Here is a 25,229-nt window from a genome sequence, read left to right on the forward strand (position 1 = left end):
GGCCTGAGACCGTGCGGGTCCGGGTCACAGGAGGAGCGGCGGCATGGGGCGATCGAGTACGGGACTTTTCATCCTTCTCGCCTTCGCGACGAGCTGGTCCTACTGGGGCTGGATGATCCTGACCGGCCGCGTGGTCGGCCCGGACAGCCCCGCGACCCACCTGCCCGGCCTTGCCGGTCCTGCCATCGCCGCGTTGATCGTCACCTCGGGCGCGCCGGACCGCCTGCGGCCGCTCCTGCGCAGCGCCGTCACCATACCGCGCCGCGCCGGTCTTGCAGCGCTCGCCATCCTCGCGCCGCTCGTCATCGCCGTGCTGGTCCTGGCAATCCGGCCACCGGGCGAGCTGTCAGACCTCTTCGCCTATCCCGGCGTGCCCGGGGACTGGTCGCCCCTTGCCGTCGTCGCGGTGGCCCTGCTTCTCAACGGCCTGGGCGAAGAGATGGGCTGGCGCGGGTTCCTGTTTCCGCAACTGCGCCGCCGCTTCGCGCCCATACCCGCGACGCTCATCGTCGCTGCGATCTGGGCCGTGTGGCATGCACCGCTTTTCGTCGTGAACCTCAACATGGCGGCGATGCTCGGGATCGGCCTTTTCGGCTGGCTGATCGGCCTCACGCTCGGGGCGTTCGTATTGGGGTATCTCTACGAATTCACGGGCGGGTCGGTGCTCGCCGTCGCGCTCTGGCACACGAGCTACAATTTCGCCGTGGCGACCGAGGCGATGCAGGGCCTGCCGGCGGCCGTCGTGTCGACCGCCGTAATGATCGCGGGGGTCGCCGTCTTCATGGCGTGGTGGCGGCAGGGGCGCTGAGCCTCAGCCGCCCATGATCGCCTTCACGTATCCTTCGGTCTCCGCGTAGGGCGGGATGCCGTCGTATTCCACGACCGCCTCGGGCCCGGCGTTGTAGGCCGCAAGCGCCAGGCGCCACGACTTGAAGCGTTTGAACTGCTGAGCAAGGTAGCGCGCACCCCCGTCGAGGTTCTGCTCCGGGTCTTCCGGGTCGACGCCCAGGCGGAGCGCGGTGTCGGGCATGAGCTGGGCCAGCCCGATCGCGCCCTTCACGGAGATCGCGTCGACTTTCCAGCCGGATTCCTGCTGCACGAGGCGCAGGAAGAGATCGGCGGGCACCCCGTGGCGCGCCGCCGCGGCCTTGGCGACGGCGAGGAATTCGCCACGGTACTTGCCACGGTAGGTGGGCACGGTGTCGTCGGGGCGCGGACGATAGCGCGCGGAGCCGGAGTATTGCTCGGAGGCCCGGCCATCGAGCAATTTCAACGCGTTCTCGAAATTCGACCGTCCGTTCGACGAGGAAAACAAGGTCTCGGCCCCGGCCGGTACCGCCAGCACGACCGCGAGCGCCAGTGTGGTTGCGAAACGTCCCATCATCACTGTCCTGGTCCCTGAATAATGCACGACGATAGCGCGAAACGGCCCCTGAGACCACCCTGACCGATGGTCGGCCAAGGGCCGCTCGCGCGGATTTTAACCTTTCCTTCACCGAGCCCGGATGATGTAACGGTTGAAGCAAATTTTCCAGATTCGGGAGGTCTCATGGCTGGGTCCGTCAACAAGGTCATTCTGATCGGCAACCTCGGTGCCGACCCGGAAGTTCGCAACTTCCCGAACGGCGGCAAGGTCTGTTCGCTCCGGCTTGCCACGTCCGACACGTGGAAGGACCGCAACACCGGCGAACGCCGTGAACGGACCGAATGGCACCGGGTCGAGATCTACGCGGAACCGCTGGTGCGCGTGGCCGAGCAGTACCTGCGCAAGGGCTCGAAAGTCTATATCGAGGGCAAGCTCGAGACCCGCAAATGGCAGGACCAGTCCGGCCAGGACCGCTACACGACCGAGGTCGCGCTGCGCCCCTACAGCTCCGAGCTGACCATGCTCGACTCCCGCAACGGCGGTGGTGACGGCGGCGGCGGTTACGGCGGTGGATCGTCCTCCGGCGGCGGCTACCGCGACGACCGCGGCGGCGGCTACGAAAGCGGCCCGGGCCCGGCGCCCGCGGGCGGCGGCTTCGACGACGAGATCCCGTTCTGAGGCACTGACGGCGGGGGGAGCGTTCGCGACACATGTCCTGGTCCTTTCCCATCGGCCGCCTGCTTGGCTCGGAACTCCGGGTCCATGCCACGTTCTTCCTGCTTCTGATCTGGATCGGCGGCGTCGCCTGGGCCCAGTCGGGCCCGATGGCGGCGCTGGTGAACGTCGTCTACATCCTGCTCCTCTTCGTCTGCGTGATTGCGCACGAATACGGTCACGCGTTGATGGCGCGCCGCTTCGGGATCAAGACACCCGACATCACGCTCCTGCCCATCGGCGGGCTCGCCCGCCTGATGAAGATGCCCGACAAACCCGCGCAGGAAATCCTTGTCGCGCTCGCAGGCCCTGCCGTGAACGTGGTGATCTTCTTCGTGCTCTGGGCCGTCGTCGGGCTCAACGTCTCGGACGCGCCGCTGACCGGCGAGATGGGCTTTGCCGACCTGCCCGGCCAGATCGCTGTGCTCAACCTCATCCTGGCGGTCTTCAACATGATCCCCGCCTTCCCGATGGATGGCGGCCGGGTCCTGCGCGCGGCGCTGAGCTTCTTCATGGACCGGGTGAAGGCCACGCGGATCGCGGCGATGGTCGGCCAGGGGGCCGCGATCGCCCTGGGCCTCTTCGCCCTGATTTCCGGCAACATCTTCCTCGTGCTGATCGCGGTGTTCGTCTTCATGGCCGCCGGGGCCGAAAGCTCGGACACGCAACTCACGTCGCGCGCGCGCCGCTTCAAGGCCCGTGACGCGATGATCGTGGAATACGAACCACTCGCCCCGTCCGACAGCCTCGAGGCCGCGAGCGCAGCGCTCATCCGCACCACCCAGCACGAGTTTCCCGTGATCGACCCCGCCACGCGGCGGCTCGAGGGCGTGCTGACCCGGCGCGCGCTCTACCAGGCGCTGGGGGCCGAGGACCGGCCCCGGACCGTGGCGCAGGTGATGGTGCGCGACATTCCCTCGGTGCCGCTGACCGCAGGTCTGGAGCAGGTGCTCGACCGCATGATGGGCCCGGTTCCGGCGGTGGCCGTTACCGGCACCGACGGCAGCATGGTGGGTTACATCACCCGCGAGAACATCGGGGAGCTGATGGTCGTGGCCAACGCGCGCCGTTAACCGCGCGTCGCAAGCGCCTCTTCCAAGACCCGGTGCACGACCGACAGGTCGACATCGTCGGCCACGAACGCCTCGCCGATGGCACGGGCGAGGATGAAGCGAAGGCGCCCCGCCTCCACCTTCTTGTCCTGCCCCATGAGATCGAGCAGCCCGTTCGCATCCGGCAGATCACCCGGAATGTCCGCAAGATCGCGCTTCATCCCCATCTTCGCCAAGTGTTCGCGCAGCCGAGACGGCGCTTCCTGCGACATGAGGCCGAGGCGCGCGGAGGTCTCGAAGGCCAGCGCACAGCCGATGGCCACGCCTTCACCGTGCAGGAGCCGGTCGGAATACCCCGTCGCCGCCTCCAGCGCGTGCCCGAAGGTATGGCCGAGGTTCAGAAGCGCCCGGTCCCCCTGCTCCGTCTCGTCAAGCGCGACGATGTCGGCCTTCATCTGCACCGACCGGCGCACGGCCTCGGTCCGAAGCGCCACGTCACCGGCGGCGAGCGCCGGGCCGTTGTCCTCGAGCCATTCGAAGAAGGCGAGCGAACCAAGTCCACCGTATTTCACCACCTCGCCGTAGCCCGCGAGGAAATCACGCGGCTTCAGCGTGCCCAGAACGTCGATGTCGGCCAGCACCAGGGACGGCTGGTGAAATGCGCCGACAAGGTTCTTGCCGTGGGGCGAGTTGATCCCGGTCTTGCCGCCCACCGAGCTGTCGACCTGCGCCAGAAGCGAGGTCGGCATCTGCACGAAGCGCACGCCCCGGCGCAGGATCGCGGCAGAAAAGCCCACGAGATCGCCGATCACGCCGCCCCCCAGCGCCACGACGACGTCCTTGCGCTCGACTTTCTGCTCGAGCAGCCATTCGACGGTCTGCGTCAGATGGGCCCAGCTCTTCGTCGCCTCGCCGGGCGGCAGGATCAGCGCTTCGCTCTCGATCCCCGCCGCTTGGAGCGCGGTCTCCAGAGCCGCCAGGTGCAGGGCGGCCACGTTCTCTTCCGTGACGATGACGACCCGCGGCCGGTTCAGGAGCGGCGTGATCTCGTCGCCGGCCCGCGCCAGAAGCCCCGGCCCGATCCGCACGTCGTAGGATCGCGTGCCAAGCTCGACATGAACGGTTTCCATGTCACTCCTCCTCGAGAACATCGGGCCGGGTGAGAAGCACCCGGATCACGTGGTCGGTCATGGTCGCGATGGAATAGCCCGGGTCGGCATCGACCGCCAGATCGGCCAGCGCGTAGATCGGTTCGCGCGCCGCGTATATCTCGGCAAGCGTGCGTTTCGGGTCGGGCGTGCGCAGAAGCGGCCGCGTCGACTTGTGGCGCACGCGCTGCCACAGAAGCTCCAGGTCCGCGCGCAGCCAGACGGACACCCCGGCCTCGGAGATCGCGCGCCGGTTGCGTTCGGCCAGGAAGGCGCCGCCGCCCGTCGACAGGATCATCGGCCCGGTGGCCAGCAGACGGGCGATTACCTCGGCCTCCCGGTCCCGGAAGAACGCCTCCCCGTCCCGCGCGAACACCTCGGCGATGGACATGTTCGCCGCCGCCTCGATCTCGGCATCGGAGTCGAGGAAGGGCACACCCAGGCGCGCGGCGAGCGCGCGGCCCACGGCCGTCTTGCCGGCTCCCATCATGCCGATCACGGTCACCGGTTTATGCAGCCTGTAGGCCAAGATGCGCGAAGCCCCGCCGAATGAATTGTAACCCCGCCTGCATGGCGTGATCTTGCCGAACATGCCATATAGAACTTGTGCGCGGTGCAAAACCCTGCGCACGAGCACAGGCGCGCGCAGGACAAGAAAGAGGGGGCAGGATGCTCTGGAGGCTGGTGAAATTCGTCTTCGTGGTGGCGTTTCTCGGCGCGGTCGGCATTGCCGGCTACGCGCTCGTGGGTGACCTGACTCCGCCGCCTTCCGAGCATTCGATCTCGGTGACGCTGGATGACGGCTAAACGCCTCGTCACGCTGGTCTTTCTCGCCTGGCCGGGACTGGCCGCGGCGCAGGACCCGGGCACGCCCATGTCGGCGATCAACTGGTTGTCCGACAGCCTGGCGGAGCCACCGGAAAGCACGCTCGGCCCGGTGGGCGAGGAGAACGCTTCGGACGGCGCCGAGATTTCCGAGGTGCTGGTCGAACCGCTCGACGACACCGAAGGGCCCCGGGCCGATGCGATCGGGCTCGTCCCCCCGCATGCGACCGGGCTGCCTGCCGATCTGTGGGGCGCATCCGACACGGCGACGCTCGCGCGCCGGATCACCGAAGAACGGCCCGACATGCTTCCGGCGCTGCAATCGCTCGTGAAGCAGATCCTGCTCGCCGAGCTGGACCCGCCCGAGGCCAGCGGTCCGGACGGTCAGCAGCTGTTCCTCGCCCGTGTCGACAAGCTGCTCGACATGGGCGCGGTGGAAGAGGCGCATGCGCTCCTCGACCTGGCCGGGGCCGCATCGCCCAAGATCGTGCGCCGCTGGTTCGACGCCGCCCTGCTTCTCGGGCAGGAGGACGCGGTCTGCGACGCGATGGAGAGTGCGCCGGACCTGTCGCCCACCTACCCCGCCCGGGTCTTCTGCCTCGCGCGCGGTGGCGACTGGGAAGGCGCCGTGATCGTGATGGCGAACGCGCTCGCGCTCGACGAGATCACGGAGAACGAGGATCGGCTGCTGTCGCGTTTCCTCGACCCCGACCTGTTCGAGGACCGCCCGCCGCCCGAGCCCCCGCGCCCGCTCACGCCGCTCACCTTCCGGCTGTTCGAAGCGATCGGGGAACCGATCCCGACGAACGGCCTGCCCGCCGCCTTCGCGCAGGCCGACCTGCGTTCGAACATCGGCTGGAAGGCCCGGGTCGAGGCCGGTGAACGGCTGGCGCGTTACGGCGCGGTGACCGACAACCAGCTCGTTGGGCTCTACACGGAACGCGAACCGGCCGCCTCCGGCGGGGTCTGGAGCCGGGTGCGCGTGGTCCAGGCGCTCGACGCCGCGCTCGAAACGAACGACACCGAGACGCTCGCCACGCTGCTCCCCGATGTGTGGGCCGAGCTCATGGCGGCCGAGGTCGAGGTGCCGATTTCCCGCGTCTACGGCCCCGCGCTTGCCGGGCTGGAGATCGACGGCGAGGCCGGGCGGATCGCGTTCCACATGGGCCTTCTCTCCGAGCGCTACGAGATGACCGCGATGACCGGTGTCGCAGAGACGCCCGAGGACCGCTTCCTCGCGGGTGTCGCGCAGGGCAACGTGGCCGATCTCACGCCCCCGAGCGCCGAGGCGCGCGCGGTGGCCGACGGGTTCAACGCGACAGGCATCCCGGCCCGCTTTGCCGACCTGGTCGAGGGCGACCGGCTGGGCGAGGCGATCCTGCGCGCCGTCACGCTTCTCACCAACGGCGCACGCGGCAACTACGACGACGTGGCCGACGGGATCGCCCTGCTGCGGGCCGTCGGGCTCGAAGACGCGGCCCGGCGCACGGCGCTGGAATTCCTGATCCTGGAGCGGCGGGGATGAGCGCGGCCGGTGCGGACCGCTGGATTTCCGCCTTTCTCGAGGCGCAGGCGGCCGAGCTCGACGCGGCGCAGAACACCCTTCTGGCCTATGGCCGGGACCTCAAGGATTTCGGGGCCTTCCTCGAGCGCAAGGGCAAGACCTTCGCGGGCGCCGACCGGGAGGCGATCGAAGCCTATCTCGTGGATTGCGAGGCGCAGGGCCTGGCGGTCTCCACGCGGGCCCGCCGCCTGTCGGCGATCAAGCAGATCTACCGCTTCGCCTTCGAGGAAGGCTGGCGCGACGACAACCCGTCCCTGCGCATCAGCGGACCCGGCAAGTCCAAGCGCCTGCCCAAGACGCTGAGCGAGGCCGAGGTCGACGCGCTTCTGGCGGCCGCGCGACGGCACGGACGCACCGAACAGGACCGCGCGCGCAACACCTGCCTCATGGAACTGCTCTATGCCACCGGCATGCGGGTGAGCGAACTCGTCTCGCTCCCCGTCTCCGCCGCGCGGGGCGACCCCCGGATGTTGCTCGTCATGGGCAAGGGCGGGAAGGAGCGGATGGTGCCGCTGTCCACGCCGGCGCGCGCCGCGCTGGCCGATTGGCTGACCGCCCGCGACGCCGCCGAAGACACCGCGCGCGCCAAGGGCGCCCGGCCCTCGCGCTTCCTGTTTCCGTCGACGGGCAAGTCCGGGCACCTGACGCGGCACCGCTTTCACGGGATGATCAAGGACATCGCGGTGGCCGCCGGCATCTCGCCCGACGCGGTGACGCCCCACCGGCTGCGTCACGCCTTCGCCACCCACCTTCTGGCGGGCGGCGCGGACCTGCGCGCGATCCAGACGCTCCTGGGGCATGCGGACGTGTCCACGACCGAGATCTACACGCATGTGCTGGACGAACGCCTGCGCGAACTGGTGCTGGAACATCACCCGCTGGCGGGCAAGTCGTAGCCCTCAGCCGTAGAGGTCGTGTGCGCGATCCTCGAACGCTTTCACGATCCGGTGCATCGCCTGGTTGAACACCGCCCCGATCAGGCTGCGCAGCATGGCGTTGCGGAATTCGAAGTCCACGAAGAACTCGACCTCGCAGCGCCCGTCCTCGAGGTCGGTGAACTGCCAGTAGCTCTTCATGTGGTGGAACGGCCCGTCGAGGTATTCCGTGTCGATCCGCTTCGTGGCGGGATCGAGCACGACGCGGCTGCCGAACCGTTCCCGGAAGACGCGGAACGAAATGACGAGATCCGCCTCCATCACCTCGGTCCCGTCGGGCTGCGGCGTGACCTTGCGCACGCGCGCGGCGGAGTTCCACGGCAGGAATTCGGGGTAGCGGCCGACGTCGGCGACGAGCGCATACATCTGGTCCGCCGTGTACGGCATCACCCGCTTGTCGCTATGTGTCGGCATGTCGCCCTTTCGCCTCGTGACTCGGGGCGCAAATTCCATAAGGTGGGCCCGGGATGCAAGAGGGCGAGAGATGACGCGGCCTTATGTCATAGACGAAATGATCTCGGCCAAGGCCATCGCGGCCCGAATCGAGGCACTGGCGAACGAAATCCAGGCGAAGTTCAAAGGCACCGACAAGCTCGTCGTGGTCGGGCTTCTGCGCGGGTCGTTCGTGTTCATCGCGGACCTCGTGCGCGAGCTCGACCTGCCGGTGGAGGTCGATTTCCTCGAAGCCTCCTCCTACGGCAATTCGACGGAATCGAGCCGGGAGGTGCGAATCCTCAAGGACCTGCGGGGTGAGATCGCCGGGCGCGACGTGCTGGTGGTCGAGGATATCGTCGACACCGGCCACACGCTCAAACACGTCACGTCGCTGCTCACCTCGCGCGAACCCAAGCGGCTGGCCTGCATCGCGCTGCTCGACAAACCGACACGGCGCGAAGTGGACGTGAAGGCGGACTGGACCGGGTTCGAGATCCCGGACGAGTTCGTCGTCGGCTATGGCATCGATTTCGCCCAGCGAAACCGCAATCTGCCCTTCATCGGCTCGGTCCGCTTCACCGACGACGCGCAGGGCTGATCCTCAGATCGCGCCCAGGAGCCGCGGCGCTTCGCGTTCCAGGCCCGCGATGATCAGGTCGCGCACCGCGCGGATACGCGGCACCTCGGCCAGGTCCACGTGCGAGGCGACCCAGACATCGACCGCGCTGTCCGGGATCAGCCCGTCGATACGCACGAGCCGCGGATCGGGATCGCCCAGGATGCAGGGCAGGATCGCGCGCCCCTGCCCGGCCGCCGCCATTTCGCGCAGGACCGGGAAGGAATCGCTGCGCGACCCGATGGGCGCGTCGCCGGTGATCTCGGCGATCCGTTCGCCCAGCGTGGCCTGTGCGAGGCTTCCCGACAGGCCCAGCCAGCTGTCGTCACCGTCGGGCGCGGCATAGACCGACAGGCCCAGCTTTGCCGCCACCACGCCGGTCAGCTCGGGCGGAAGCTTCGCGGAGGGCCGCACGGCGATGTCGGCGTCGAGGCGGGCAAGGTCGGCGTGCTGGTTCTGGGAGCTGAGCTCGATCTCCAGCCCCTCGGCCTCGTGCTGCAACCCGGCGATGATCCCCGGCAGAACACCCAGGCAGAGGGTGTCGGTCGAGGTCACGCGCACGACACCGGCAAGCGGAGATCGCGCCGCCGTGATCGCCCGTTCGACCCCGAGTGCCGCCTCTTCCACGTCTCGCATCGCGTCGAGCACCCGGCGCCGGCGCGGCGCGATCCGGTACCCCCGGGCGGTGCGGTCGAACACCGAAAGGCCCATGTTTTCCTCGAAGGCGTTGACCCGCCGGAGCACCGTCGCGTGGTTCACGCCCAGCTGGCGCGCCGCACCCGAGAGCGAGCCCCGGTCCGCAACGGCCAGGACGTAGCGCAGGTCATCCCAGTCCATCTGTTTCATTTTGCACAGAGCCTTTGCAATATTCCGGACTTCATCTTGGTTTCTTAACAGATACCGTGGCTGCAACGAGCAATCCACAGGGAGACAGACGTGATGAAGAAGATTCGCACCATGCTCATGGGACTTGCAGCGACCGGTGCGCTCGCAGGCAGCGCACTTGCGGAAAGCCACGGGGGCGAGTTGCCCATGTCGGTGAAGGCACGCCAGTCCACGATGACGCTCTACGCCTTCAACCTGGGCACGCTGGGTGCGATGGCGCAGGAGAAGATCCCCTACGACGCCGAGGCCGCCAGCGCCGCGGCCGCGAACCTCGCCGCCCTCACCTCGATGAACCAGGGGCCCATGTGGGCGCCGGGCACCTCCACCGAGGACCTGGAGGGCACGCGCGCGCTGCCGGAGATCTGGACCGACATGGAAGGCGTGATCGAAAACGCGGTCGCGCTGAATGAGGCCGCCGCGGCGATGGAGGCGGCCGCGGGCGAAGGCCCCGACTCGCTCAAGGCGGCGATGGGCCCCCTTGGATCGGCCTGCGGGGACTGCCACAAGGCCTACAGGGAACCGGACTAAGCCCGCGCCAAGAGACGCGGAGAGAGAACCGGGGTGTCACCGCCCCGGTTTTGCTGTGTGTCGCGGACCTGTTGGACATAAGGGGTAACCATGCGCTGGATCATCCGTCTCGCCGTTCTTGCCGTCATCGTCGTGGCCGCGGGCCTCTGGCTCACCCGGCCGCAAAGTGACGCGCCCGATGTGCTCGCCGGGCTCACGCCCGACCCGGTGCACGGCGAAACGGTCTTCGCGGCGGCCGGCTGCGCCTCCTGCCACATGGCGCCGGAGGCCGAGGACGACGCGAAGCTGGTGCTGGCGGGCGGGCAATCCTTCCCGTCGCCCTTCGGGACCTTCAAGGCGCCCAACATCTCCACCGACCCGGAGGCGGGCATCGGGGACTGGGCGGCGATCGACCTGTGGAACGCGCTGCATCACGGCACCTCGCCCGAGGGTCAGCATTACTATCCCGTCCTGCCATACGGGGCCTACATCCACATGGAGCCACAGGATGTCGTCGACCTGCACGCCTACATGCAGACGCTGCCTGCGGACCCGACGCCGTCGCAGGCGCATGAGGTGGCCTTCCCCTACAACCTGCGCGCCGGTGTGGGCGCGTGGAAGATGCTGTTTCACGATGAGGAATGGGTGATGGACGGCGACTTGTCGCCGGAGCTCGTGCGCGGGCGCATGCTGGTCGAAGGCATGGGCCACTGCGCCGAATGCCACACGCCGCGCAACGCGCTGGGCGGGCTCGAGACGGGCGCGGCCTGGCTCTCCGGCGCGCCGAACCCGGCCGGGCGCGGCAGCTTTCCGGACCTTACACCGCCCGAGATGTCATGGTCCGAGGACGAGTTGGTGGAGTACTTCACCTCCGGCTTCACGCCCGAATTCGACACCGCCGGCGGTCACATGGCGCTGGTGGTCGAAAACCTCGCCACTCTGCCCGAGGACGACCGCGCGGCCATCGCGGCGTACATCAAGGCACTGCCGATTTCCGAGTGATCGACAGATTGTTGCGCCAGGCGGCACAATGCGCCGCTTGGCGCCGTCCATTGCCGATGCAACAACGCACCGACACGTGAGCGCCGCATTGACGGGCTCTCGCCACGTCAGCGCCGTCGTATCGCCCGCACAAACCCGCCAACAGGCCCCTATTCCGTGCAATTTCCGCCTGTTTTCACCATCAGGTTGTGTCTCAGGGTCCCGTTTGCCCTGAAAGCGATAGATGGTGTGAAATCAAATGACCAATTTCCTGCGTTTCCTGCGATCCGAGGACGGCGCCGCGGTCGTTGACTGGATGATCCTGACCGCCGCGGCCACCAGCCTGTGCCTGACCACGTTCAGCGTGGTCTCGGGCGGTGCCACGTCCGTGGCGTCATCCACGGCAAGCACCATCGAAAGCGTCGGTGAGCCCAGCGAAGAGGACGAAGACGACGCGGGCGACGACAGCGCCGATGCGGAGGAAGAAGCCTCCAACAAGCCCGGCAAGCGCGTGGGTCAGTCCGGGATCGAGCATGGCGCGGCCCGCGTGGGCGCCGGAAACTCCAACCGCTCCCGCTCCGCGCGGTTCTGACCGATCAGCGCGCCCCGCGCGCGATCGTGCCCTGCGCAGTGGCGCAGAGCTTTTCTTCGCCGTCCCTGATCACGAAGACATCCGACCGCACGACCGCCTGGCTCCGGCCGGAGCCGACCACCTCGGCCCGCGCGACCAGCGCATCGCCCGTGCCCGGACGTAGGAAGTTGATCTTGAACTCCTGGGTCACGGCCCCGTCGCCCATCATCGGACCCCCCGCGAACGCGAGCGCCATGTCCGCGAGCGACGAGATCACCCCGCCATGCGCCATCCCGAGATGCTGGGTGTGGCGCTCCTCAAGCGCCATGCGCAACTCCGAACGCCCGAGCGCGAGCGACAAGAGCTCGGCCCCGAGCATCTGGGAAAACGGCTGACGCGCGAGGATATCGCGCCCCATCGCCTCGACCTCGTCGTCCGTCATGCGCGGCCGAGCTTGGCGTCGCGCGCGGCCTTGAGCCGGGCGAAATCGTCCCCGGCGTGGTAGGAAGAGCGGGTCAGCGGCGTCGCGGAGACCATCAGGAAGCCCTTGCCGTAGGCCGCGTTCTCGTAGGCCTTGAACTCGTCGGGCGGGACGAAGCGGTCCACCGCGTGGTGCTTGGGCGTCGGCTGCAGGTATTGCCCGATGGTCAGGAAATCGATGTCGGCGGCGCGCATGTCGTCCATGACCTGCATGACACCCTGCCGGTCTTCGCCCAGGCCCACCATGATGCCCGACTTCGTGAACATGCCGGGATCGAGCTCCTTCACCCGCTGAAGCAGGCGCAGGGAGTGGAAGTAGCGCGCGCCGGGACGCACAGAGGGGTAGAGACCCGGCACGGTCTCGAGGTTGTGGTTGAACACGTCGGGCTTGGCCGCGACCACCGTTTCCAGCGCGTCGGGCGTGGATTTCAGGAAGTCGGGCGTCAGGATCTCGATCGTCGTGTCGGGCGCATGGCGACGGATCGCGCGGATCGTCATCGCGAAATGCTCGGCCCCGCCGTCGGCCACGTCGTCGCGGTCTACGCTGGTGATGACCACGTGGTTGAGCCCCAGCTTCTTCACCGCGTCGGCCACCCGGCCCGGTTCGAACGCGTCGAGCGCCTCGGGACGGCCGGTGGCCACGTTGCAGAAGGTGCAGCCGCGCGTGCAGATCTCGCCCATGATCATCATGGTGGCGTGGCCCTGCGACCAGCACTCGCCCACGTTGGGGCAGCCGGCCTCTTCGCAGACCGTGGAGAGCTTGTGCTCACGCATGATCTTGTGGGTTTCGGCATACCCCTGCCCGCCCGGCGCGCGCACGCGGATCCAGTCGGGTTTCTTGGGCTGGGCATTGTCCGGGCGATGGGCTTTCTCGGGGTGGCGGCTCGCCGGGATTGTCAGGTCACGCATGATGTCCTCCGTTGCCCATCACATACAGCCTTTCGCCCTTGTTTGTCACCGCGAAATCATGTCACCCGCCATGCAAGCCGTTCATGGCTGGCGATTTTCTGCGCCCCGCGCCGCCGCACCCGGCCAAGTTGTTGCGCCGCAGCATTGTCTCCGCCGGCGCGGTATGATTTTAGAACCGTTGTAAACACGGCCGATTCCCGACCGAAAGAATCAACCAAACCCAGGAGATGACCATGAACGTTGGTGACCGCGTCCCCGCCTGCACCTTCAAGACCCGCGTCCGCGACGAATCCGTCGGCGGCCCGAACCCCTTCCGCTGGCAGGACATGACCTCGGACGACTACTTCAAAGGCAAGCGCGTCGTCCTGTTCTCGCTCCCCGGCGCCTTCACGCCGACCTGCTCGACCTACCAGCTGCCCGGCTTCGAAAAGGGCTTTGCCGACTTCCAGGCCGAAGGGATCGACGACATCTACTGCATGTCCGTCAACGACAGCTTCGTGATGAACAAGTGGGCCGCCGACCAGGGTCTCGAGAACGTCAAGGTGATCCCGGACGGCTCCGGTGAGTTCACCAAGGCGATGGGCATGCTCGTGGCCAAGGACAACCTCGGCTTCGGCGCGCGCTCCTGGCGCTATGCCGCCGTCGTCAACGACGGCGTGATCGAAGCGCTGTTCGTCGAGCCGGGCAAGGACGACAACCACCCGGAAGACCCCTACGGCGAGAGCTCGCCGGAGAACGTGCTGAAGTGGCTCAAGGAAAACGCGAAGGCGACCGCCTGAGCACCGCTCGCATGATGGATCGGGAAGGCCGCCTTTGGGCGGCCTTTCTTTTTTGCCGGGCGTGCGCCCGCTGCCCCCGAAACGAAAAGGCCGCCCGAGGGGCGGCCTTTCGATCAGGTCTGGCGAAGGATCACTCCGCCGCTTCGGTGGTGCCACCGTCGGGCGTGTCCGCTTGCGGCTTCGCCTCACCCGCATCGTCGGACTTCTTCGCCCGGGGCTTGCGCGGCGCGCGCGGCTTTTTCGCCTTGGGCGCCTCGTCCTCGGACTTGGAGCCGCTCTCCGGCGTCTCGACGAGACCGCTTTCCGATTCCGTGTCGATCACGTCGGGCTGCGGGGCCGAGCCGGGATCGTCGGAAGACTTCGACCGATTCTGCTTTTCCTCGCGACGCTGGGCATCGCGATCCTTGCGCGGCGCACCGTCCTGGCCCTGGTCGGACCCGTTGTCGTCACGCTTGTTCTTGTTGCCACCCTGCTGCTGGCCGCCGCCGCCCTGCTGGTTCTGCTGGCGCTTCGCCTCGGCGTCCTTCTGGGCTTCGCTGAGCAGACGCGCGTAGTGTTCGGCGTGCTGCTGGAAGTTCTCTCCGGCCACACGGTCGTTGGCCAGGAACGCGTCGCGCGAGAGCTGGGTGTATTTGTCGATGATTTGCTGCGGGGTCCCGCGCACCTTGCCTTCCGGCCCCGAAGAATCGAAGACCCGGTTGATGTTGTTCGAAGGCGAGCGGTTACGGTTATTCTTCCCGCGCGAACGTGATTTCGAAGATCTCATATGGTCCTGTATCCAGCCTGTTTCTGGCTCTCGGTCCGCGCAGCTCCTCCGCTGCGACTATGCGGTCCGGCTTTTCGGCTTATCGCACCGAGAGGCATACGCTTCATCAGGTGCTAGCCCTGAGTAAACACGCAGATCTGCGCGTGACAAGGGGCATTCGGGTGTTTTTCCATGCTAACCGGGGATTTTTGCCACTTTGTGGCGCAAAAACCCTGCGAAAAGGTTAGGGCGCGGGCGCAACGGCACCGACGACCCTGTCCCTTCCATCCATGTCGGGATGGCAGCGGACATCTTCAAGACCTGCCGCGGCGAATATGGCCTGGACGTCCGCCCCCTGCCCGTTCCCGATCTCGACCAGAAGCCGGCCGCCCGGCGCGAGGTGGTCGCCCGCACCGGCAGCGATGACGCGATACGGGTCGAGCCCGTCGCCCCCCGGCGTGAGCGCCATGTGCGGGTCGTGACGCCGCACTTCCGGCGCGAGCCCGGGCATCTCGGCCTCGGAGATATAGGGCGGGTTGGAGACGATGAGGTCGAAAGTCCCGTGCACCTCGGCGAACCAGTCCGACCGGACGAGCGTCAGCCGGTCCGCCACCCCGTGCCGCGCCGCGTTTCGCGCCGCGACGTCCAGCGCCGCCTGCGACAGGTCCGTGGCCACGCCACGTGCCTCCGGCCATTCTGCCAGCAGCGTGACGGCGAGGATGCCGGTCCCCGTGCCCAGGTCCAGAAGCCGCGCGGGCGCCGGGCCCGCCAGCGCCTCCGCGATGAGCGTCTCGGTCTCGGGACGCGGGTCGAGAACGTCCGCGGTCACGATGAAATCGCGCCCCCAGAAGCCGCGTTGACCGATGATCTTCGACACGGGTTCGCGTGCCACGCGGCGCTCGAGCGCAGCCTCGAAGGCCGCCATCTCGGAGGCGCCGACCGCTTCCCCGCGTTCGAGCGACAGGCGCATCACCTCGACCCCGAGCACGTGGGCCAGCAGCAACTGGGCATCGCGCGCCGCCCCCTCGATCCCGCCTGCACGCAGCCGGGATACGCCCAGGGCCAGCGCGTCGCCGCGCGTCACGCGTCGAGCTCCGCGAGCTTCGCCGCCTGGTCGGCTTCGATCAGCGCGTCGATGATTTCGTCGAGATCGCCCGCCATCACGTCCGCGAGCTTGTAGAGCGTCAGGTTGATCCGGTGGTCGGTCATGCGCCCCTGCGGGAAATTGTAGGTGCGGATGCGTTCGGACCGGTCGCCGGTGCCCACCTGCGCCTTGCGGCTCGCGGCGCGTTCGTCATGGGCGCGCTGGCGTTCGGCATCGAAGAGCCGGGTCTTGAGCACCTGCATCGCGATTTCGCGGTTGCGGTGCTGGCTCTTCTCGGAGCTCGTCACCACGATGCCGGTCGGAACGTGGGTGATGCGCACCGCGCTGTCCGTGGTGTTCACGTGCTGCCCGCCCGCTCCGGAGGCGCGCATCGTGTCGATGCGGATGTCGGCCGGGTCGATGTGGATGTCGACGTCCTCGGCCTCCGGCAGCACCGCCACGGTGGCCGCCGAGGTGTGGATGCGCCCGCCGCTTTCGGTTTCCGGGACGCGCTGGACGCGGTGGACGCCGGATTCGTACTTGAGCCGCGCGAAGACGCCGTCGCCGGTGACGCGCGCCACCACTTCCTTGACGCCGCCCACTTCGGTCAGGCTCTGCTCGAGGATGTCGAGCTTCCAGCCCTTCGTCTCGGCGTAACGCTGGTACATGCGCAGCAGGTCCCCCGCGAAGAGAGAGGCTTCGTCGCCCCCGGTCCCGGGCCGGATCTCGATCATCGCCGGACGCGCATCGGCCGCGTCACGGGGCAGAAGCGCCAGGCGCATGGCCTGCTCCATCTGGGGGAGGCGCTCGCGCAGCGCGGGAAGCTCGTCCTCCGCCAGTTCCCGCATCTCTGGGTCATCGAGCATCGCCTCGGCATCGGCGATGTCGTCGAGCAGTTGGCGGTAGGAGGCGATCTCCTCGACCACCGGCTTCAGCTCGGCGTATTCGCGTCCGACCTCGGCGATCTCGTCGCCGGACAGCCCCTCGGACATCTTGGCCTCAAGGAACTGGAATCGTTCGGTGATCGCGTTGAGTTTGTCGAGGGGCACCATCCGCGTCTCGTCGCCCAAAGCGCGGGCCCGGTCAAGAGGGCACGGCGCCTGCGGCCCTCAGCCCTGCGCCTCCAGTCGGTCGAACCAGCGCGTGACCTTGGCCGCGTTCACGCCCATGTCGCCGCGCCCGAAGACGAGGTGCGACTGCACGTGCAGGTTGCCGTCCTCGACCCAGATCACCGCGATGTCGGGAAAGGCCCAGAGCTTCGAGCGCGTTACGAAGGCCGCGGGATCTGTCCCCTCGCCCACCCTTTCGGTGCGCGGCGTGGCCGCGGCGATGTCGAGCATCTTGTCGAACGCCCCCTCGGGCAGCGTGTCGAGCGGGCGCACCACCTTGATCCCGCCCATCGAGGGATGGACGCCCGGCTCGTCCGGCCCCGGCTTGCCGGTGAGGCGGTCTTCGGGAAGGGGCGAGACACGGACCCATATGCCGAAGACGACGATGAAGGCGACGATGACGGCGATGATCTTGAGAAGCATGAGGCCTCCGGACAGTTACGGTTTGGCCGAGGATAGAGGGATTTCAGCGGATGGAAACGGGGGACTGCCGCATATCCCCGTGAGCCGGCTCACGGTTGACCCGAAGGGGGCATGTATGTCAGGCGCGCGGCGATCAAGATGCACCCCCGGCGCATCCGTGCCGGGCCAAGCCGAAGGAAGGACCCATGGCACTCACCCTGCGTCGCAACCGCGACGGCGATCTGGCCCCGTTGGCCGCGATGCTGACGGACGCGGAAATCCCGCTGCTCAATCCCAATGCGAAAGTCCCCTTCGACGAGATCGAATGGCATCGCAAGTGGCTGGGCGAGCGCGAGGATGTCTCCTTCTACCTCGAGGATGCGGCCGGACGGGACGTCGGGTTCTTCGCGCTCCGTGAAGGCGCCGGGCCCGAAATGCGCCACCTCACCTACGTCTATCTCGTCGAGGAGGCACGCGGCGGAGCGGCCGCGGAGTTGACGGAACGCATCGAGGAAGCGGCGCTGGAGCTGGGCGCGCTCACCCTGACATTGAAGGTCGAGCTCGACAACGCGCCGGCACTCAACGCCTATATTTCCGCCGGGTACGAGGAACTGTCGCGCCGCCAGGGCATGGCCACGATGCGGCTGGACCTCGAAGAGCGGCTGGCGGCCTGAACGGGGCGTCTGCGTCAGCGCCCCGCCCCGGCCGCGCGCCAGCGGCCGGTCAGCCCTGTTCCCGCGCGAGCACGCGGATGCGGCTGTCCCACTCGCCCCGGTCGACGTAGCAGCCGTGCAGGTGGCGAAAGCCGGTGGCGGGATCGAACGCCTCGCGGCCATGAAGGACGCGGCGATTGTCGAAGACCACCATCTCCCCGGCGCCGAGCCTCAACGCGATGCCGTAGGCCGGGTCGCGGGTCATTTCCATCAACAGCCGATAGGCCCGGTAGAAGGGCGTCATGATGCCGGGGTCCAGGTCGAGAATATCCGCCAGGTGAGCGTTGAAGCAGATCTCGGACACCTCCCCCCGGGTATCGAGCGCAATGACGGTCTTGCGTGAACGGATGTCGGTATGGCGGTCGTGGAACCGGAAGGGAACGGTCACGGTCGACAGCACCTCGAACGCCTCCGGATCGCGCGCCCGCAGGTCCCGGGCGACGGCGACCCCATCGCAGAAAGTGGACCCGCCGCCCCGCGCCTCGTTCGCGAGACAGTGCAGGAACTGGTAGCCCGGCGGCAATTCCTGGTTGGTCAGGTCGGTGTGCAGCGGCAGCGCGTCGGAGGTGTAGGCGAGGTTGTTGGGATCGGGCTTGGACACGACCTCGAAAGTCAGGCCGAAGTTCGTCTCGCGCAGGTGGCCCACACGGCGCGCGACCGCCAGGCCGGCCTCGGTGGTGTCGGCGAGCCCCGTGACGATGGAAAGCCCGTAGCGCTTGGTATCGGCCAGCCAGCGCGCCAGCGCCGTATCCGAGGTCGCGATCCCGTCGGCTTCGTGGCGGGGCACGCCCGCACCGCCAAGCTCGGCGCGCCATGCCACGGGCGCGATGTCCGCCGGGTCATGGCGCCGCTGGCCCGGCCGGTGGGTCTTGATCCAGTCCAGGTCGAAGCGGCTCGGCTCAACCTGGCCCTCCCACGTGACGAGGAGCGCCTCCGGCGTGACCCGCGCCTCGCGCGGCCTGACGTCGAGCGGCACGGTCGTGAGGTCGAACGTGCGCTCGCCCGTCTTCGGATGGAACCCCGCAGGGTCGGTGTCGCGCAGCCAGATATAGGGAAAGGCGCCGACGGTCCCGTCGGCCCAACGGATCTCGAGGCCCTCGGCCCCGGTGGTGAGGGTGGGTTGCATGGATGTCTCCGAAAATGTCTTGAACGGGCGTGACGGGTCAGCCGCCCCGCGGGGGCGGCCACCATTCGTGGGCCTTCGCGTGAGGATGGCCCGGACATCTTCCCAGGACGGTGCACATGTCTTGCGGTCCCTCGGTTCCCGGATGTCACCAAACCATGCTCACGCCGATCGGCGCAAGCGGGCACGCCCCTTGCATTCCGGCCGCGGTTCGCGAGATAGGGCGCACGACCACCTTTCTCCGGGCGAAAGCGTATCGATGGCCGCAATGACACAGACCGATCACCTCAAGACCGATTGCTCGAAATGCGCCGCGCTCTGTTGCCTCGCGCTGGCCTTCGACAAGGGCAAGGACTTCGCGTTCGACAAGAACCCCGGGGAACCGTGCCGCAACCTGTCGGGGCACGATTGTTCCATCCACGACAGGCTGACCCAGGAGGGCTTTCCCGGCTGTGTCGCCTACGATTGCCTGGGTGCCGGCAACCGGGTCGTGCAGGAGGTGTTCGACGGCCGCTCCTGGCAGAGCGACCCGCGCCTGACGCGCCCGATGATGGAAGCCTTCTCGGCCATGCGGGAGGTGCACAAGCGCATCGATTTCCTGCGGGCCGCCGCAACCCGGCCGCTGAAAACACACGACGAACAGGCGCGGCAGGACTTCCTCGCCCGCCTCGAACAGGCCCGCTGGAGCGGCCCGGATCTGAACGACTTCGAGGTGGGCCTGGCGCTGGAGATCGATATCTTCTTCCACACGATCAGGGAATACGTGGACTTCGCCGACCTTGACGAATGGTGAGCATTCGCGCCGGGGTGGTCCACGCCCGGGGCGCAGACCCCCGCGTGAATTTTCCGGTGTGAAGGACGGGTTGCCAGAACCTGCCAGCGGGGGCGCTGCCCCCGCACCCCCGAAGTATTTCCGGAACGATGAAAGGGCGCGTCAGCGGCGGGTCCAGCCCCACAGGCTGAGGAGTTCGACCGCGACGTGAGCGGCCGCGACGGCCGTGGTGCCGGCCGGATCGAAGGGGGGCGAGACCTCGACGACGTCGCCGCCGACGATGTTGGCGCCCCTGAGCCCGCGCAGGATGGCGGCGGCCTGGGCCGAGGTGAGGCCGCCCCAGACCGGCGTGCCGGTGCCCGGCGCATAGGCCGGGTCCAGCGCGTCGATGTCGAAGCTGAGGTAGGCCCGGCGTTCGCCGACGATGGAATGCACGCGCTCGATCACGGCGCGCGGGCCGTGTTCATGGACCTCGGGCGCCTCGATCACCGTGATGCCGAGCGGGTCCTCGTTCACCGTGCGGATGCCGATCTGCACGGAATGCGCGGTGTCGATCAGACCCTCCTGCACGGCCGTGTAGACGAAGGTGCCGTGATCGACGCGGGTCGGGTCGGGATTTTCCCAGCTGTCGGTGTGGGCGTCGAACTGGATCAGCGCGAGGGGGCCGTGCCTGGCCACGTGCGCGCGCAGGATCGGAAGCGTGATCGAATGATCGCCGCCCAGCGTCACGACCGCGCAATCCTGGTCGAGGATGCCTGCCACGTGGCTCTCGATACGCTCGCGGATGGTGGCGGGCGCGGCATAGTCGAAGGCCATGTCGCCGTAGTCGGCGATCGCGAAGGTCGACATCACGTCGTAGTCCCAGCCGAAGGGCGGCTCCGGCGTCTGGAGCGCGGAGGCCTCGCGGATCGCGCGGGGACCGAGCCGCGTGCCGGGCCGGTTCGTCACCGCCTGGTCGAAGGGGATGCCGGTCACCGCCACGTCCGCATGGGTCAGGTCCTTGGTGTAGCGGCGGCGCAGGAAACTGGTCGCGCCCGCGAAGGTGTTCTCGAAGGCGAGCCCCTTCATCTCTTCGCGGGTGAATGCCACGTCCACTTCGTTCTGTGCGTCTTCGAGCGACATGATGCCTCCAAGCTGGTTCGCGCCACGTTGCCATCGCCCCACGCGCCCCGCAAGCGCTGGCGGTCGCCGGGGCGCTTTGCTAGGGCTTGGCCCGAAGGAGAGCGCCATGACCAAGACATCCGACGAGATCGTGCATGACCCCAGGGGCGGCATGCCCCGGCTGATCGAGATCATGCGCCGGCTGCGCGACCCCGAGACGGGGTGCCCCTGGGACATCGAGCAGGATTTCGGCACCATCGCGCCCTACACGATCGAGGAAGCCTACGAAGTGGCCGACGCGATCGAACGGGAGGCCTGGGACGAGCTCAAGGGCGAGCTCGGGGATCTCCTGTTCCAGTCGGTGTTTCACGCCCAGATGGCCGACGAGCGTGGCCTGTTCGATTTCGACGACGTGGCCGACCACATGTCCGACAAGATGGTCGCGCGCCATCCGCATGTCTTCGGCGACGAGAGCCGCGACAAGTCCGCCGACCAGCAGACGCGGGACTGGGAGACGATCAAGGCCGCCGAGCGGGCCGCGAAGGAACGCGGCGGCGTGCTCGATGACGTGGCGCTGGGCCTGCCCGCGCTCCTGCGCGCGGTGAAGCTTCAGAAACGCGCGGCACGGGTGGGATTCGACTGGCCCGACATCGCCCCCGTGCTCGACAAGGTGGCCGAGGAGGCGCGCGAGGTGGTCGAGGCGCGCGATCACCTGAGCCACGAGGCGCTGACCGATGAAATGGGCGACCTGTTCTTCGTGCTGGCCAACGTGGCGCGCCACCTGGGCGTCGACCCCGAGGCCGCGCTGCGCGGGACCAACGCGAAATTCGTGCGCCGCTTCCGGATGATCGAGGCGGAGCTGGAAAAGCGCGGCAAGCGACCCGAGGACAGCGACCTCGCGGAAATGGACGCGCTGTGGGATGCAGCGAAGGCTCGCGAGAAGGCCGGAACTTAACCTGATCTTTTTGGTCAGCTATTGACCCGACAGAAATACTCGGATTTAAGACCGCCAGAGATCGCAATCGAAGGAGGATTTCATGCGTCTGTCCACACCGCTCGCCGTCGCGCTGAGCGTTTCCACCGCCCTGCCCGCGCTGGCCGAGGTGAACGTCTATTCCTACCGCCAGCCCGAGCTCATCGCCCCGCTGGTCGACGCCTTCACCGACGAGACCGGGATCGAGGTCAACGTGGCCTTCCTCAACACCGGCATGGTCGAACGGCTCCAGGCCGAGGGTGACCGTTCGCCGGCCGACGTGGTCCTGACCACCGACATCTCGCGCTTGGCCGAGCTCGTGGAAGCCGGCGTGACCCAGCCGGTCGACAGCGACGTGCTCGCCGACCAGATCCCGGCGGAATACCGCGACCCGGGCAACGAGTGGTTCGGCCTGACGAGCCGCGCGCGCGTCGTCTATGCTTCCAAGGAACGCGTGGAAGAAGGCGCCGTCACCACCTACGAGGATCTTGCCGACCCGAAGTGGGAAGGCCGCATCTGCACCCGCTCCGGCACGCATGCCTACATGGTCGCGCTGACCTCGGCGGCGATCCACCACATGGGCGAAGAGGGTGCGAAGGAATGGCTCGAGGGCCTGAAGTCGAACCTCGCCCAGAAGCCGCAGGGCAATGACCGCGCACAGGTGAAATCCATCTGGTCCGGGGAATGCGACATCTCGATCGGCAACACCTATTACATGGGTGCGATGCTCGAGGACGAGGAGCAGACCGAGTGGGCCAATTCCGTGCGCATCGAGTTCCCGGAATTCGAGAACGGCGGCACCCACGTGAACGTCTCGGGCATGGCGCTGACCAAGGCCGCGCCGCACCGCGAGGACGCGGTGGCGTTCATGGAGTTCCTCGCCTCCGACACGGCGCAGGAAATCTACGCGGAGTCGGTCTACGAATACCCCGTGAACCCCGACGTTCCGAACTCGGACCTCGTCGACAGCTGGGGTGAATTCACCGCCGACGACGTGAACCTGATGGAACTGGCCCGCATGCGCCCCGATGCGCTGCGCATCACGCAGGAAGTCGACTACGACGGCTGAGCCGACCGATCCTGACGAAACACGGGGACCCGGAGGGCTATCCTTCCGGGTCCTTTTTTCGTCTCCCCGCGACCTTCCCCTCGCGCGCGCTTCCCGATACGCAGGCACGGGGCCCCTCGCCCCGGAGACAGGCACATGGACAATATCCGCGGCGCGCTTCTCATGGTTCTGGCCATGGGTTTCTTCGCTTCCGAAGACGTTTTCGTGAAGATCGTGACGGAGCGCGTGCCGCTGGGCGTGGTGCTGATCGCGTTGGGCCTTCTGGGCGGCGCGGTCTTCGGCCTGATCGCGGCGGCACGCGGGCATTCGCCGTTCACGCGCCAGTTCTTTCACCCGATCATCCTGCTGCGCAACGCGGGCGAGCTCATGGGGACCACCTGCTTCGTGCTGGGTCTCACGCTGGTGCCACTGGGGCTTCTGTCCGCGCTCCTCCAAGCCAATCCGCTTTTCGTGAACATCGGGGCGATCCTGTTTCTGGGCATGAGCGTGGGGTGGCGGCGCTGGCTTGCCATTTCCATCGGGCTCGTCGGCGTGCTGGTGATCCTGCGCCCCGGGGCCGAGGCGTTCCGGCCCGAGGCGCTCCTGGGGCTCGGCGCGGCAATCGGGCTCGCGGTGCGCGACGTGGCCACGCGGGTGACGCCCGCGGGCATCCACCCGCTTCAGACCTCGGCCTGGGGCTTCGTCATGGCGGCGGTGTCGGGGGCGGTGCTCCTGGCGTTCGAACCCTTCGCCCTGCCCGCCCCCGGCGATGCCGGGCTGATCGTGATCGCGACCGCGCTGGGCATGTCGGGCTATTACGCGCTCACCCGTGCCATGCAGACCGGCGACGTGCCGGCCGTCACGCCGTTCCGGTACACGCGCCTCGTCTATGCCATCGTCTTCGCGCTGGTGTTCTTCGACGAGGTGCCGGATGCCTGGACGCTGGTGGGCGCGGCGCTGATCGTGGGCGCGGGCGTCTACACCATCGTGCGGGAGGCGCGGGTCAGCCGGGCGGCGCGGCGCGCGGCGCTGGCCGCCTCGCCGGTGCGCCCGGGCTGATCACTCCGCTGGCGTCAGGTCGGCGGCCCTGGCCCCGGCCGGGATGGTCCGCGGCGCCGCGTTCAACGTGTCGCGCGCGAAGCCCGCGGCGGCCTGGTACTTGGCCATGAAGTCGCGCCGCTCGTCCGCCGGGATCACCGCGTCGATGTCGTCGAACTCGCCACCGCAGCGCTCGTCCACCATGTTGAGAAGCCCGAAGGGGCCGGCGCCCCGGTTGCGCAGCACGACCTCGCCGATGGGACCGGCAAGCTGGGCGTCGTAGGCCTCGATCGCCGCGCGGGTCACGCCGTGCTCGACCATCCGCGCCCCCAGCGTGCGGGCGTCGACGATGGCCTGGCTCGCGCCGTTTGAGCCGGTGGGATACATCGCATGGGCCGCGTCCCCCATCAGCGCGACGGAGCCATCGATCCAGGTGTCGATCGGGTCGCGGTCGATCATCGGGTTCTCATAGGCCACGTCGGCCGCGCGCAGCATCGCGGGCACGTCGAGCCAGTCGTAGGTGAAGCCGTTGAAATTGTCCGCGAATTCCTCGATCTCGACCGGGCGGAACCAGCCGGATTTCTCCCAGCCGTCGGCGGGATCGACCGTCATCTCGGCGATCCAGTTGATGAGCGCGAGGCCGGTCTCCGGGTCCGGGTGGCTGATCGGGTAGATCACCATGCGGTGCTTGTGGGTGCCGAGTCCCACGAAGGACGACCCGGTGCGGATGGGCTTGGCCACCGTGGTGCCACGCCACATGATCGCGCCGCCCCAGTTGATCGGCGGCTGCTCCGGGTGCATCTGCGCGCGGATCGCCGAATGGATGCCGTCGGCCGCGATGAGAAGCGTGCCGGTTTCCTCGCGCGTCCCCTCGGCGGTTTCGACGAAGGCGGCGACGCTGCCGTCGGGGTTGTTGCGATAGCCCGTGACGCGCGATCCCAGCTTCAGGGCCTCCGGCCCGGCGCGCTCCATGAAGGTGTCGGCCAGCAGCATGTGGAACTGCCCGCGATGCACGGCATATTGCGGCCAGTCGTAGCCTGCGTGGGTGCCGCGCGCCTCGGAGTAGATGTCATTGCCGTTCAGCCCGACGAGCGCCCATTCCCGGGCCGGCACGCCGACGCGGTCGAGCGCCTCCTGACCGATCCCGAGATCGTAGAGTTCGCGCACCGCGTTGGGCTGCAGGTTGATGCCCACGCCGAGCGGCTTCAGCTCGCGCACGCTTTCGAACACCACGCATTCGACGCCGATCTGCTGGAGCGTCAGCGCGGTCGCCAGCCCCCCGATGCCGCCGCCCGCGATCAATACCTTCTGAGCCGCCATGACCCCCTCCGCAACGTAAAGCCCGGGTTGTGTA

At 68.0% G+C, this 25,229-nt stretch carries 30 protein-coding genes; 16 read left to right on the plus strand and 14 right to left on the minus strand.

Features of this window, described 5'->3' with window-relative positions; all coding sequences use genetic code 11:
* Window positions 1-43: 43 nt before the first annotated feature.
* Entirely contained in the window at window positions 44-808 is a 765-nt protein-coding gene (locus GQE99_RS09810; RefSeq protein WP_161351408.1) for a CPBP family intramembrane glutamic endopeptidase, read from the plus strand.
* Between the two features lie 3 nt (window positions 809-811).
* Here GQE99_RS09810 and GQE99_RS09815 read toward each other — a convergent pair whose 3' ends face one another.
* On the minus strand, window positions 812-1,381 hold the full coding sequence (locus GQE99_RS09815; RefSeq protein ID WP_161351409.1) for a lytic transglycosylase domain-containing protein: 570 nt from the start codon (window positions 1,379-1,381) through the stop codon (window positions 812-814).
* Window positions 1,382-1,549: 168 nt separating this feature from the next.
* Between GQE99_RS09815 and ssb the strand changes: the two genes are divergently transcribed.
* On the plus strand, window positions 1,550-2,044 hold the full coding sequence (gene ssb, locus GQE99_RS09820; RefSeq protein ID WP_161351410.1) for a single-stranded DNA-binding protein: 495 nt from the start codon (window positions 1,550-1,552) through the stop codon (window positions 2,042-2,044).
* Between the two features lie 32 nt (window positions 2,045-2,076).
* The gene (locus GQE99_RS09825; RefSeq protein ID WP_161351411.1) at window positions 2,077-3,153 is read left to right on the plus strand and encodes a site-2 protease family protein; all 1,077 of its coding nucleotides are present in this window, start codon (window positions 2,077-2,079) and stop codon (window positions 3,151-3,153) included.
* Here the strand turns inward: GQE99_RS09825 and aroB are convergent.
* Both aroB and GQE99_RS09835 read right to left on the minus strand, forming a co-directional pair.
* Complete coding sequence (gene aroB / locus GQE99_RS09830) at window positions 3,150-4,262, minus strand: 3-dehydroquinate synthase (RefSeq protein WP_161351412.1); 1,113 nt, start codon at window positions 4,260-4,262, stop codon at window positions 3,150-3,152. The genes GQE99_RS09825 and aroB overlap by 4 nt on opposite strands.
* Window position 4,263: 1 nt before the next feature.
* Window positions 4,264-4,809: a shikimate kinase gene (locus GQE99_RS09835; RefSeq protein ID WP_268892734.1), complete on the minus strand. Its 546-nt coding sequence runs from the start codon at window positions 4,807-4,809 to the stop codon at window positions 4,264-4,266.
* Window positions 4,810-4,949: 140 nt separating this feature from the next.
* Between GQE99_RS09835 and GQE99_RS09840 the strand changes: the two genes are divergently transcribed.
* From GQE99_RS09840 to GQE99_RS09850, 3 genes are read left to right on the plus strand one after another with little or no spacing between them, the layout of a single operon-like run.
* The gene (locus tag GQE99_RS09840; protein WP_161351414.1) at window positions 4,950-5,087 is read left to right on the plus strand and encodes a hypothetical protein; all 138 of its coding nucleotides are present in this window, start codon (window positions 4,950-4,952) and stop codon (window positions 5,085-5,087) included.
* Window positions 5,077-6,630: a hypothetical protein gene (locus tag GQE99_RS09845; RefSeq protein ID WP_161351415.1), complete on the plus strand. Its 1,554-nt coding sequence runs from the start codon at window positions 5,077-5,079 to the stop codon at window positions 6,628-6,630. The genes GQE99_RS09840 and GQE99_RS09845 overlap by 11 nt, the downstream gene beginning before the upstream one ends.
* Window positions 6,627-7,565: a site-specific tyrosine recombinase XerD gene (locus GQE99_RS09850; protein ID WP_161351416.1), complete on the plus strand. Its 939-nt coding sequence runs from the start codon at window positions 6,627-6,629 to the stop codon at window positions 7,563-7,565. Before GQE99_RS09845 ends, GQE99_RS09850 begins: the two co-directional genes overlap by 4 nt.
* A 3-nt stretch (window positions 7,566-7,568) precedes the next feature.
* Here GQE99_RS09850 and GQE99_RS09855 read toward each other — a convergent pair whose 3' ends face one another.
* Entirely contained in the window at window positions 7,569-8,018 is a 450-nt protein-coding gene (locus tag GQE99_RS09855) for a type II toxin-antitoxin system RatA family toxin (RefSeq protein WP_161351417.1), read from the minus strand.
* A gap of 70 nt (window positions 8,019-8,088) precedes the next feature.
* Here GQE99_RS09855 and hpt point away from each other — a divergent pair, with 70 nt between their 5' ends.
* On the plus strand, window positions 8,089-8,637 hold the full coding sequence (gene hpt, locus GQE99_RS09860) for a hypoxanthine phosphoribosyltransferase (RefSeq protein ID WP_161351418.1): 549 nt from the start codon (window positions 8,089-8,091) through the stop codon (window positions 8,635-8,637).
* Between the two features lie 3 nt (window positions 8,638-8,640).
* Here the strand turns inward: hpt and GQE99_RS09865 are convergent, their stop codons facing one another.
* A complete protein-coding gene (locus tag GQE99_RS09865; RefSeq protein WP_161351419.1) occupies window positions 8,641-9,501 on the minus strand; it encodes a LysR family transcriptional regulator in 861 nt (286 codons plus the stop codon).
* Window positions 9,502-9,594: 93 nt separating this feature from the next.
* On the opposite strand from GQE99_RS09865, the gene GQE99_RS09870 reads away from it, so the two are divergent.
* From GQE99_RS09870 to GQE99_RS21270, 3 genes are all read left to right on the plus strand, one after another.
* Window positions 9,595-10,068 carry a c-type cytochrome gene (locus tag GQE99_RS09870; RefSeq protein WP_161351420.1) on the plus strand — a complete coding sequence of 158 codons (474 nt, stop codon included), beginning with the start codon at window positions 9,595-9,597 and terminating at the stop codon, window positions 10,066-10,068.
* Window positions 10,069-10,158: 90 nt separating this feature from the next.
* A complete protein-coding gene (locus GQE99_RS09875; RefSeq protein ID WP_161351421.1) occupies window positions 10,159-11,049 on the plus strand; it encodes a c-type cytochrome in 891 nt (296 codons plus the stop codon).
* 238 nt (window positions 11,050-11,287) lie between these two features.
* Complete coding sequence (locus GQE99_RS21270; protein WP_202530636.1) at window positions 11,288-11,620, plus strand: hypothetical protein; 333 nt, start codon at window positions 11,288-11,290, stop codon at window positions 11,618-11,620.
* A gap of 4 nt (window positions 11,621-11,624) precedes the next feature.
* On the opposite strand, the gene GQE99_RS09880 is transcribed toward GQE99_RS21270, so the two are convergent.
* Window positions 11,625-12,041, minus strand: coding sequence for a PaaI family thioesterase (locus tag GQE99_RS09880; RefSeq protein WP_161351422.1), 417 nt, complete (start codon window positions 12,039-12,041; stop codon window positions 11,625-11,627).
* On the minus strand, window positions 12,038-12,988 hold the full coding sequence (gene lipA, locus GQE99_RS09885) for a lipoyl synthase (protein ID WP_161351423.1): 951 nt from the start codon (window positions 12,986-12,988) through the stop codon (window positions 12,038-12,040). The genes GQE99_RS09880 and lipA overlap by 4 nt, the downstream gene beginning before the upstream one ends.
* A 233-nt stretch (window positions 12,989-13,221) precedes the next feature.
* Here lipA and GQE99_RS09890 point away from each other — a divergent pair, with 233 nt between their 5' ends.
* A complete protein-coding gene (locus tag GQE99_RS09890; protein ID WP_161351424.1) occupies window positions 13,222-13,767 on the plus strand; it encodes a peroxiredoxin in 546 nt (181 codons plus the stop codon).
* A 130-nt stretch (window positions 13,768-13,897) separates the two neighbouring features.
* Here GQE99_RS09890 and GQE99_RS09895 read toward each other — a convergent pair whose 3' ends face one another.
* The 4 genes from GQE99_RS09895 to GQE99_RS09910 all read right to left on the minus strand — a co-directional run bounded on the left by GQE99_RS09895 (window position 13,898) and on the right by GQE99_RS09910 (window position 17,128).
* Window positions 13,898-14,533 (minus strand): DUF4167 domain-containing protein, encoded by a 636-nt coding sequence (locus tag GQE99_RS09895; RefSeq protein WP_161351425.1) that lies wholly within the window; start codon window positions 14,531-14,533, stop codon window positions 13,898-13,900.
* A gap of 223 nt (window positions 14,534-14,756) precedes the next feature.
* Window positions 14,757-15,596 (minus strand): peptide chain release factor N(5)-glutamine methyltransferase, encoded by an 840-nt coding sequence (gene prmC / locus GQE99_RS09900; protein ID WP_161351426.1) that lies wholly within the window; start codon window positions 15,594-15,596, stop codon window positions 14,757-14,759.
* Window positions 15,593-16,648 carry a peptide chain release factor 1 gene (prfA, locus tag GQE99_RS09905; protein WP_161351427.1) on the minus strand — a complete coding sequence of 352 codons (1,056 nt, stop codon included), beginning with the start codon at window positions 16,646-16,648 and terminating at the stop codon, window positions 15,593-15,595. The genes prmC and prfA overlap by 4 nt, the downstream gene beginning before the upstream one ends.
* Window positions 16,649-16,705: 57 nt before the next feature.
* On the minus strand, window positions 16,706-17,128 hold the full coding sequence (locus GQE99_RS09910; protein ID WP_161351428.1) for a DUF1499 domain-containing protein: 423 nt from the start codon (window positions 17,126-17,128) through the stop codon (window positions 16,706-16,708).
* Between the two features lie 185 nt (window positions 17,129-17,313).
* On the opposite strand from GQE99_RS09910, the gene GQE99_RS09915 reads away from it, so the two are divergent.
* On the plus strand, window positions 17,314-17,781 hold the full coding sequence (locus GQE99_RS09915; RefSeq protein ID WP_161351429.1) for a GNAT family N-acetyltransferase: 468 nt from the start codon (window positions 17,314-17,316) through the stop codon (window positions 17,779-17,781).
* 49 nt (window positions 17,782-17,830) lie between these two features.
* Here the strand turns inward: GQE99_RS09915 and GQE99_RS09920 are convergent, their stop codons facing one another.
* A complete protein-coding gene (locus tag GQE99_RS09920; RefSeq protein ID WP_161351430.1) occupies window positions 17,831-18,946 on the minus strand; it encodes a TauD/TfdA family dioxygenase in 1,116 nt (371 codons plus the stop codon).
* 265 nt (window positions 18,947-19,211) lie between these two features.
* Here GQE99_RS09920 and GQE99_RS09925 point away from each other — a divergent pair, with 265 nt between their 5' ends.
* Window positions 19,212-19,736, plus strand: coding sequence for a hypothetical protein (locus GQE99_RS09925; protein WP_161351431.1), 525 nt, complete (start codon window positions 19,212-19,214; stop codon window positions 19,734-19,736).
* A gap of 141 nt (window positions 19,737-19,877) precedes the next feature.
* On the opposite strand, the gene speB is transcribed toward GQE99_RS09925, so the two are convergent.
* Entirely contained in the window at window positions 19,878-20,837 is a 960-nt protein-coding gene (speB, locus tag GQE99_RS09930; RefSeq protein WP_161351432.1) for an agmatinase, read from the minus strand.
* Window positions 20,838-20,943: 106 nt separating this feature from the next.
* Here speB and mazG point away from each other — a divergent pair, with 106 nt between their 5' ends.
* From mazG to GQE99_RS09945, 3 genes are all read left to right on the plus strand, one after another.
* Complete coding sequence (gene mazG / locus GQE99_RS09935) at window positions 20,944-21,771, plus strand: nucleoside triphosphate pyrophosphohydrolase (RefSeq protein ID WP_161351433.1); 828 nt, start codon at window positions 20,944-20,946, stop codon at window positions 21,769-21,771.
* An 82-nt stretch (window positions 21,772-21,853) separates the two neighbouring features.
* A complete protein-coding gene (locus GQE99_RS09940) occupies window positions 21,854-22,858 on the plus strand; it encodes a Fe(3+) ABC transporter substrate-binding protein (protein WP_161351434.1) in 1,005 nt (334 codons plus the stop codon).
* Window positions 22,859-22,993: 135 nt separating this feature from the next.
* Window positions 22,994-23,896 (plus strand): DMT family transporter, encoded by a 903-nt coding sequence (locus tag GQE99_RS09945; protein WP_161351435.1) that lies wholly within the window; start codon window positions 22,994-22,996, stop codon window positions 23,894-23,896.
* Here GQE99_RS09945 and GQE99_RS09950 read toward each other — a convergent pair whose 3' ends face one another.
* Window positions 23,897-25,195, minus strand: coding sequence for a flavin-dependent oxidoreductase (locus GQE99_RS09950; protein ID WP_161351436.1), 1,299 nt, complete (start codon window positions 25,193-25,195; stop codon window positions 23,897-23,899).
* Window positions 25,196-25,229 lie beyond the last annotated feature (34 nt).

The organism is Maritimibacter harenae (assembly GCF_009882975.1).
Classification (GTDB): Bacteria; Pseudomonadota; Alphaproteobacteria; order Rhodobacterales; family Rhodobacteraceae; genus Maritimibacter; species Maritimibacter harenae.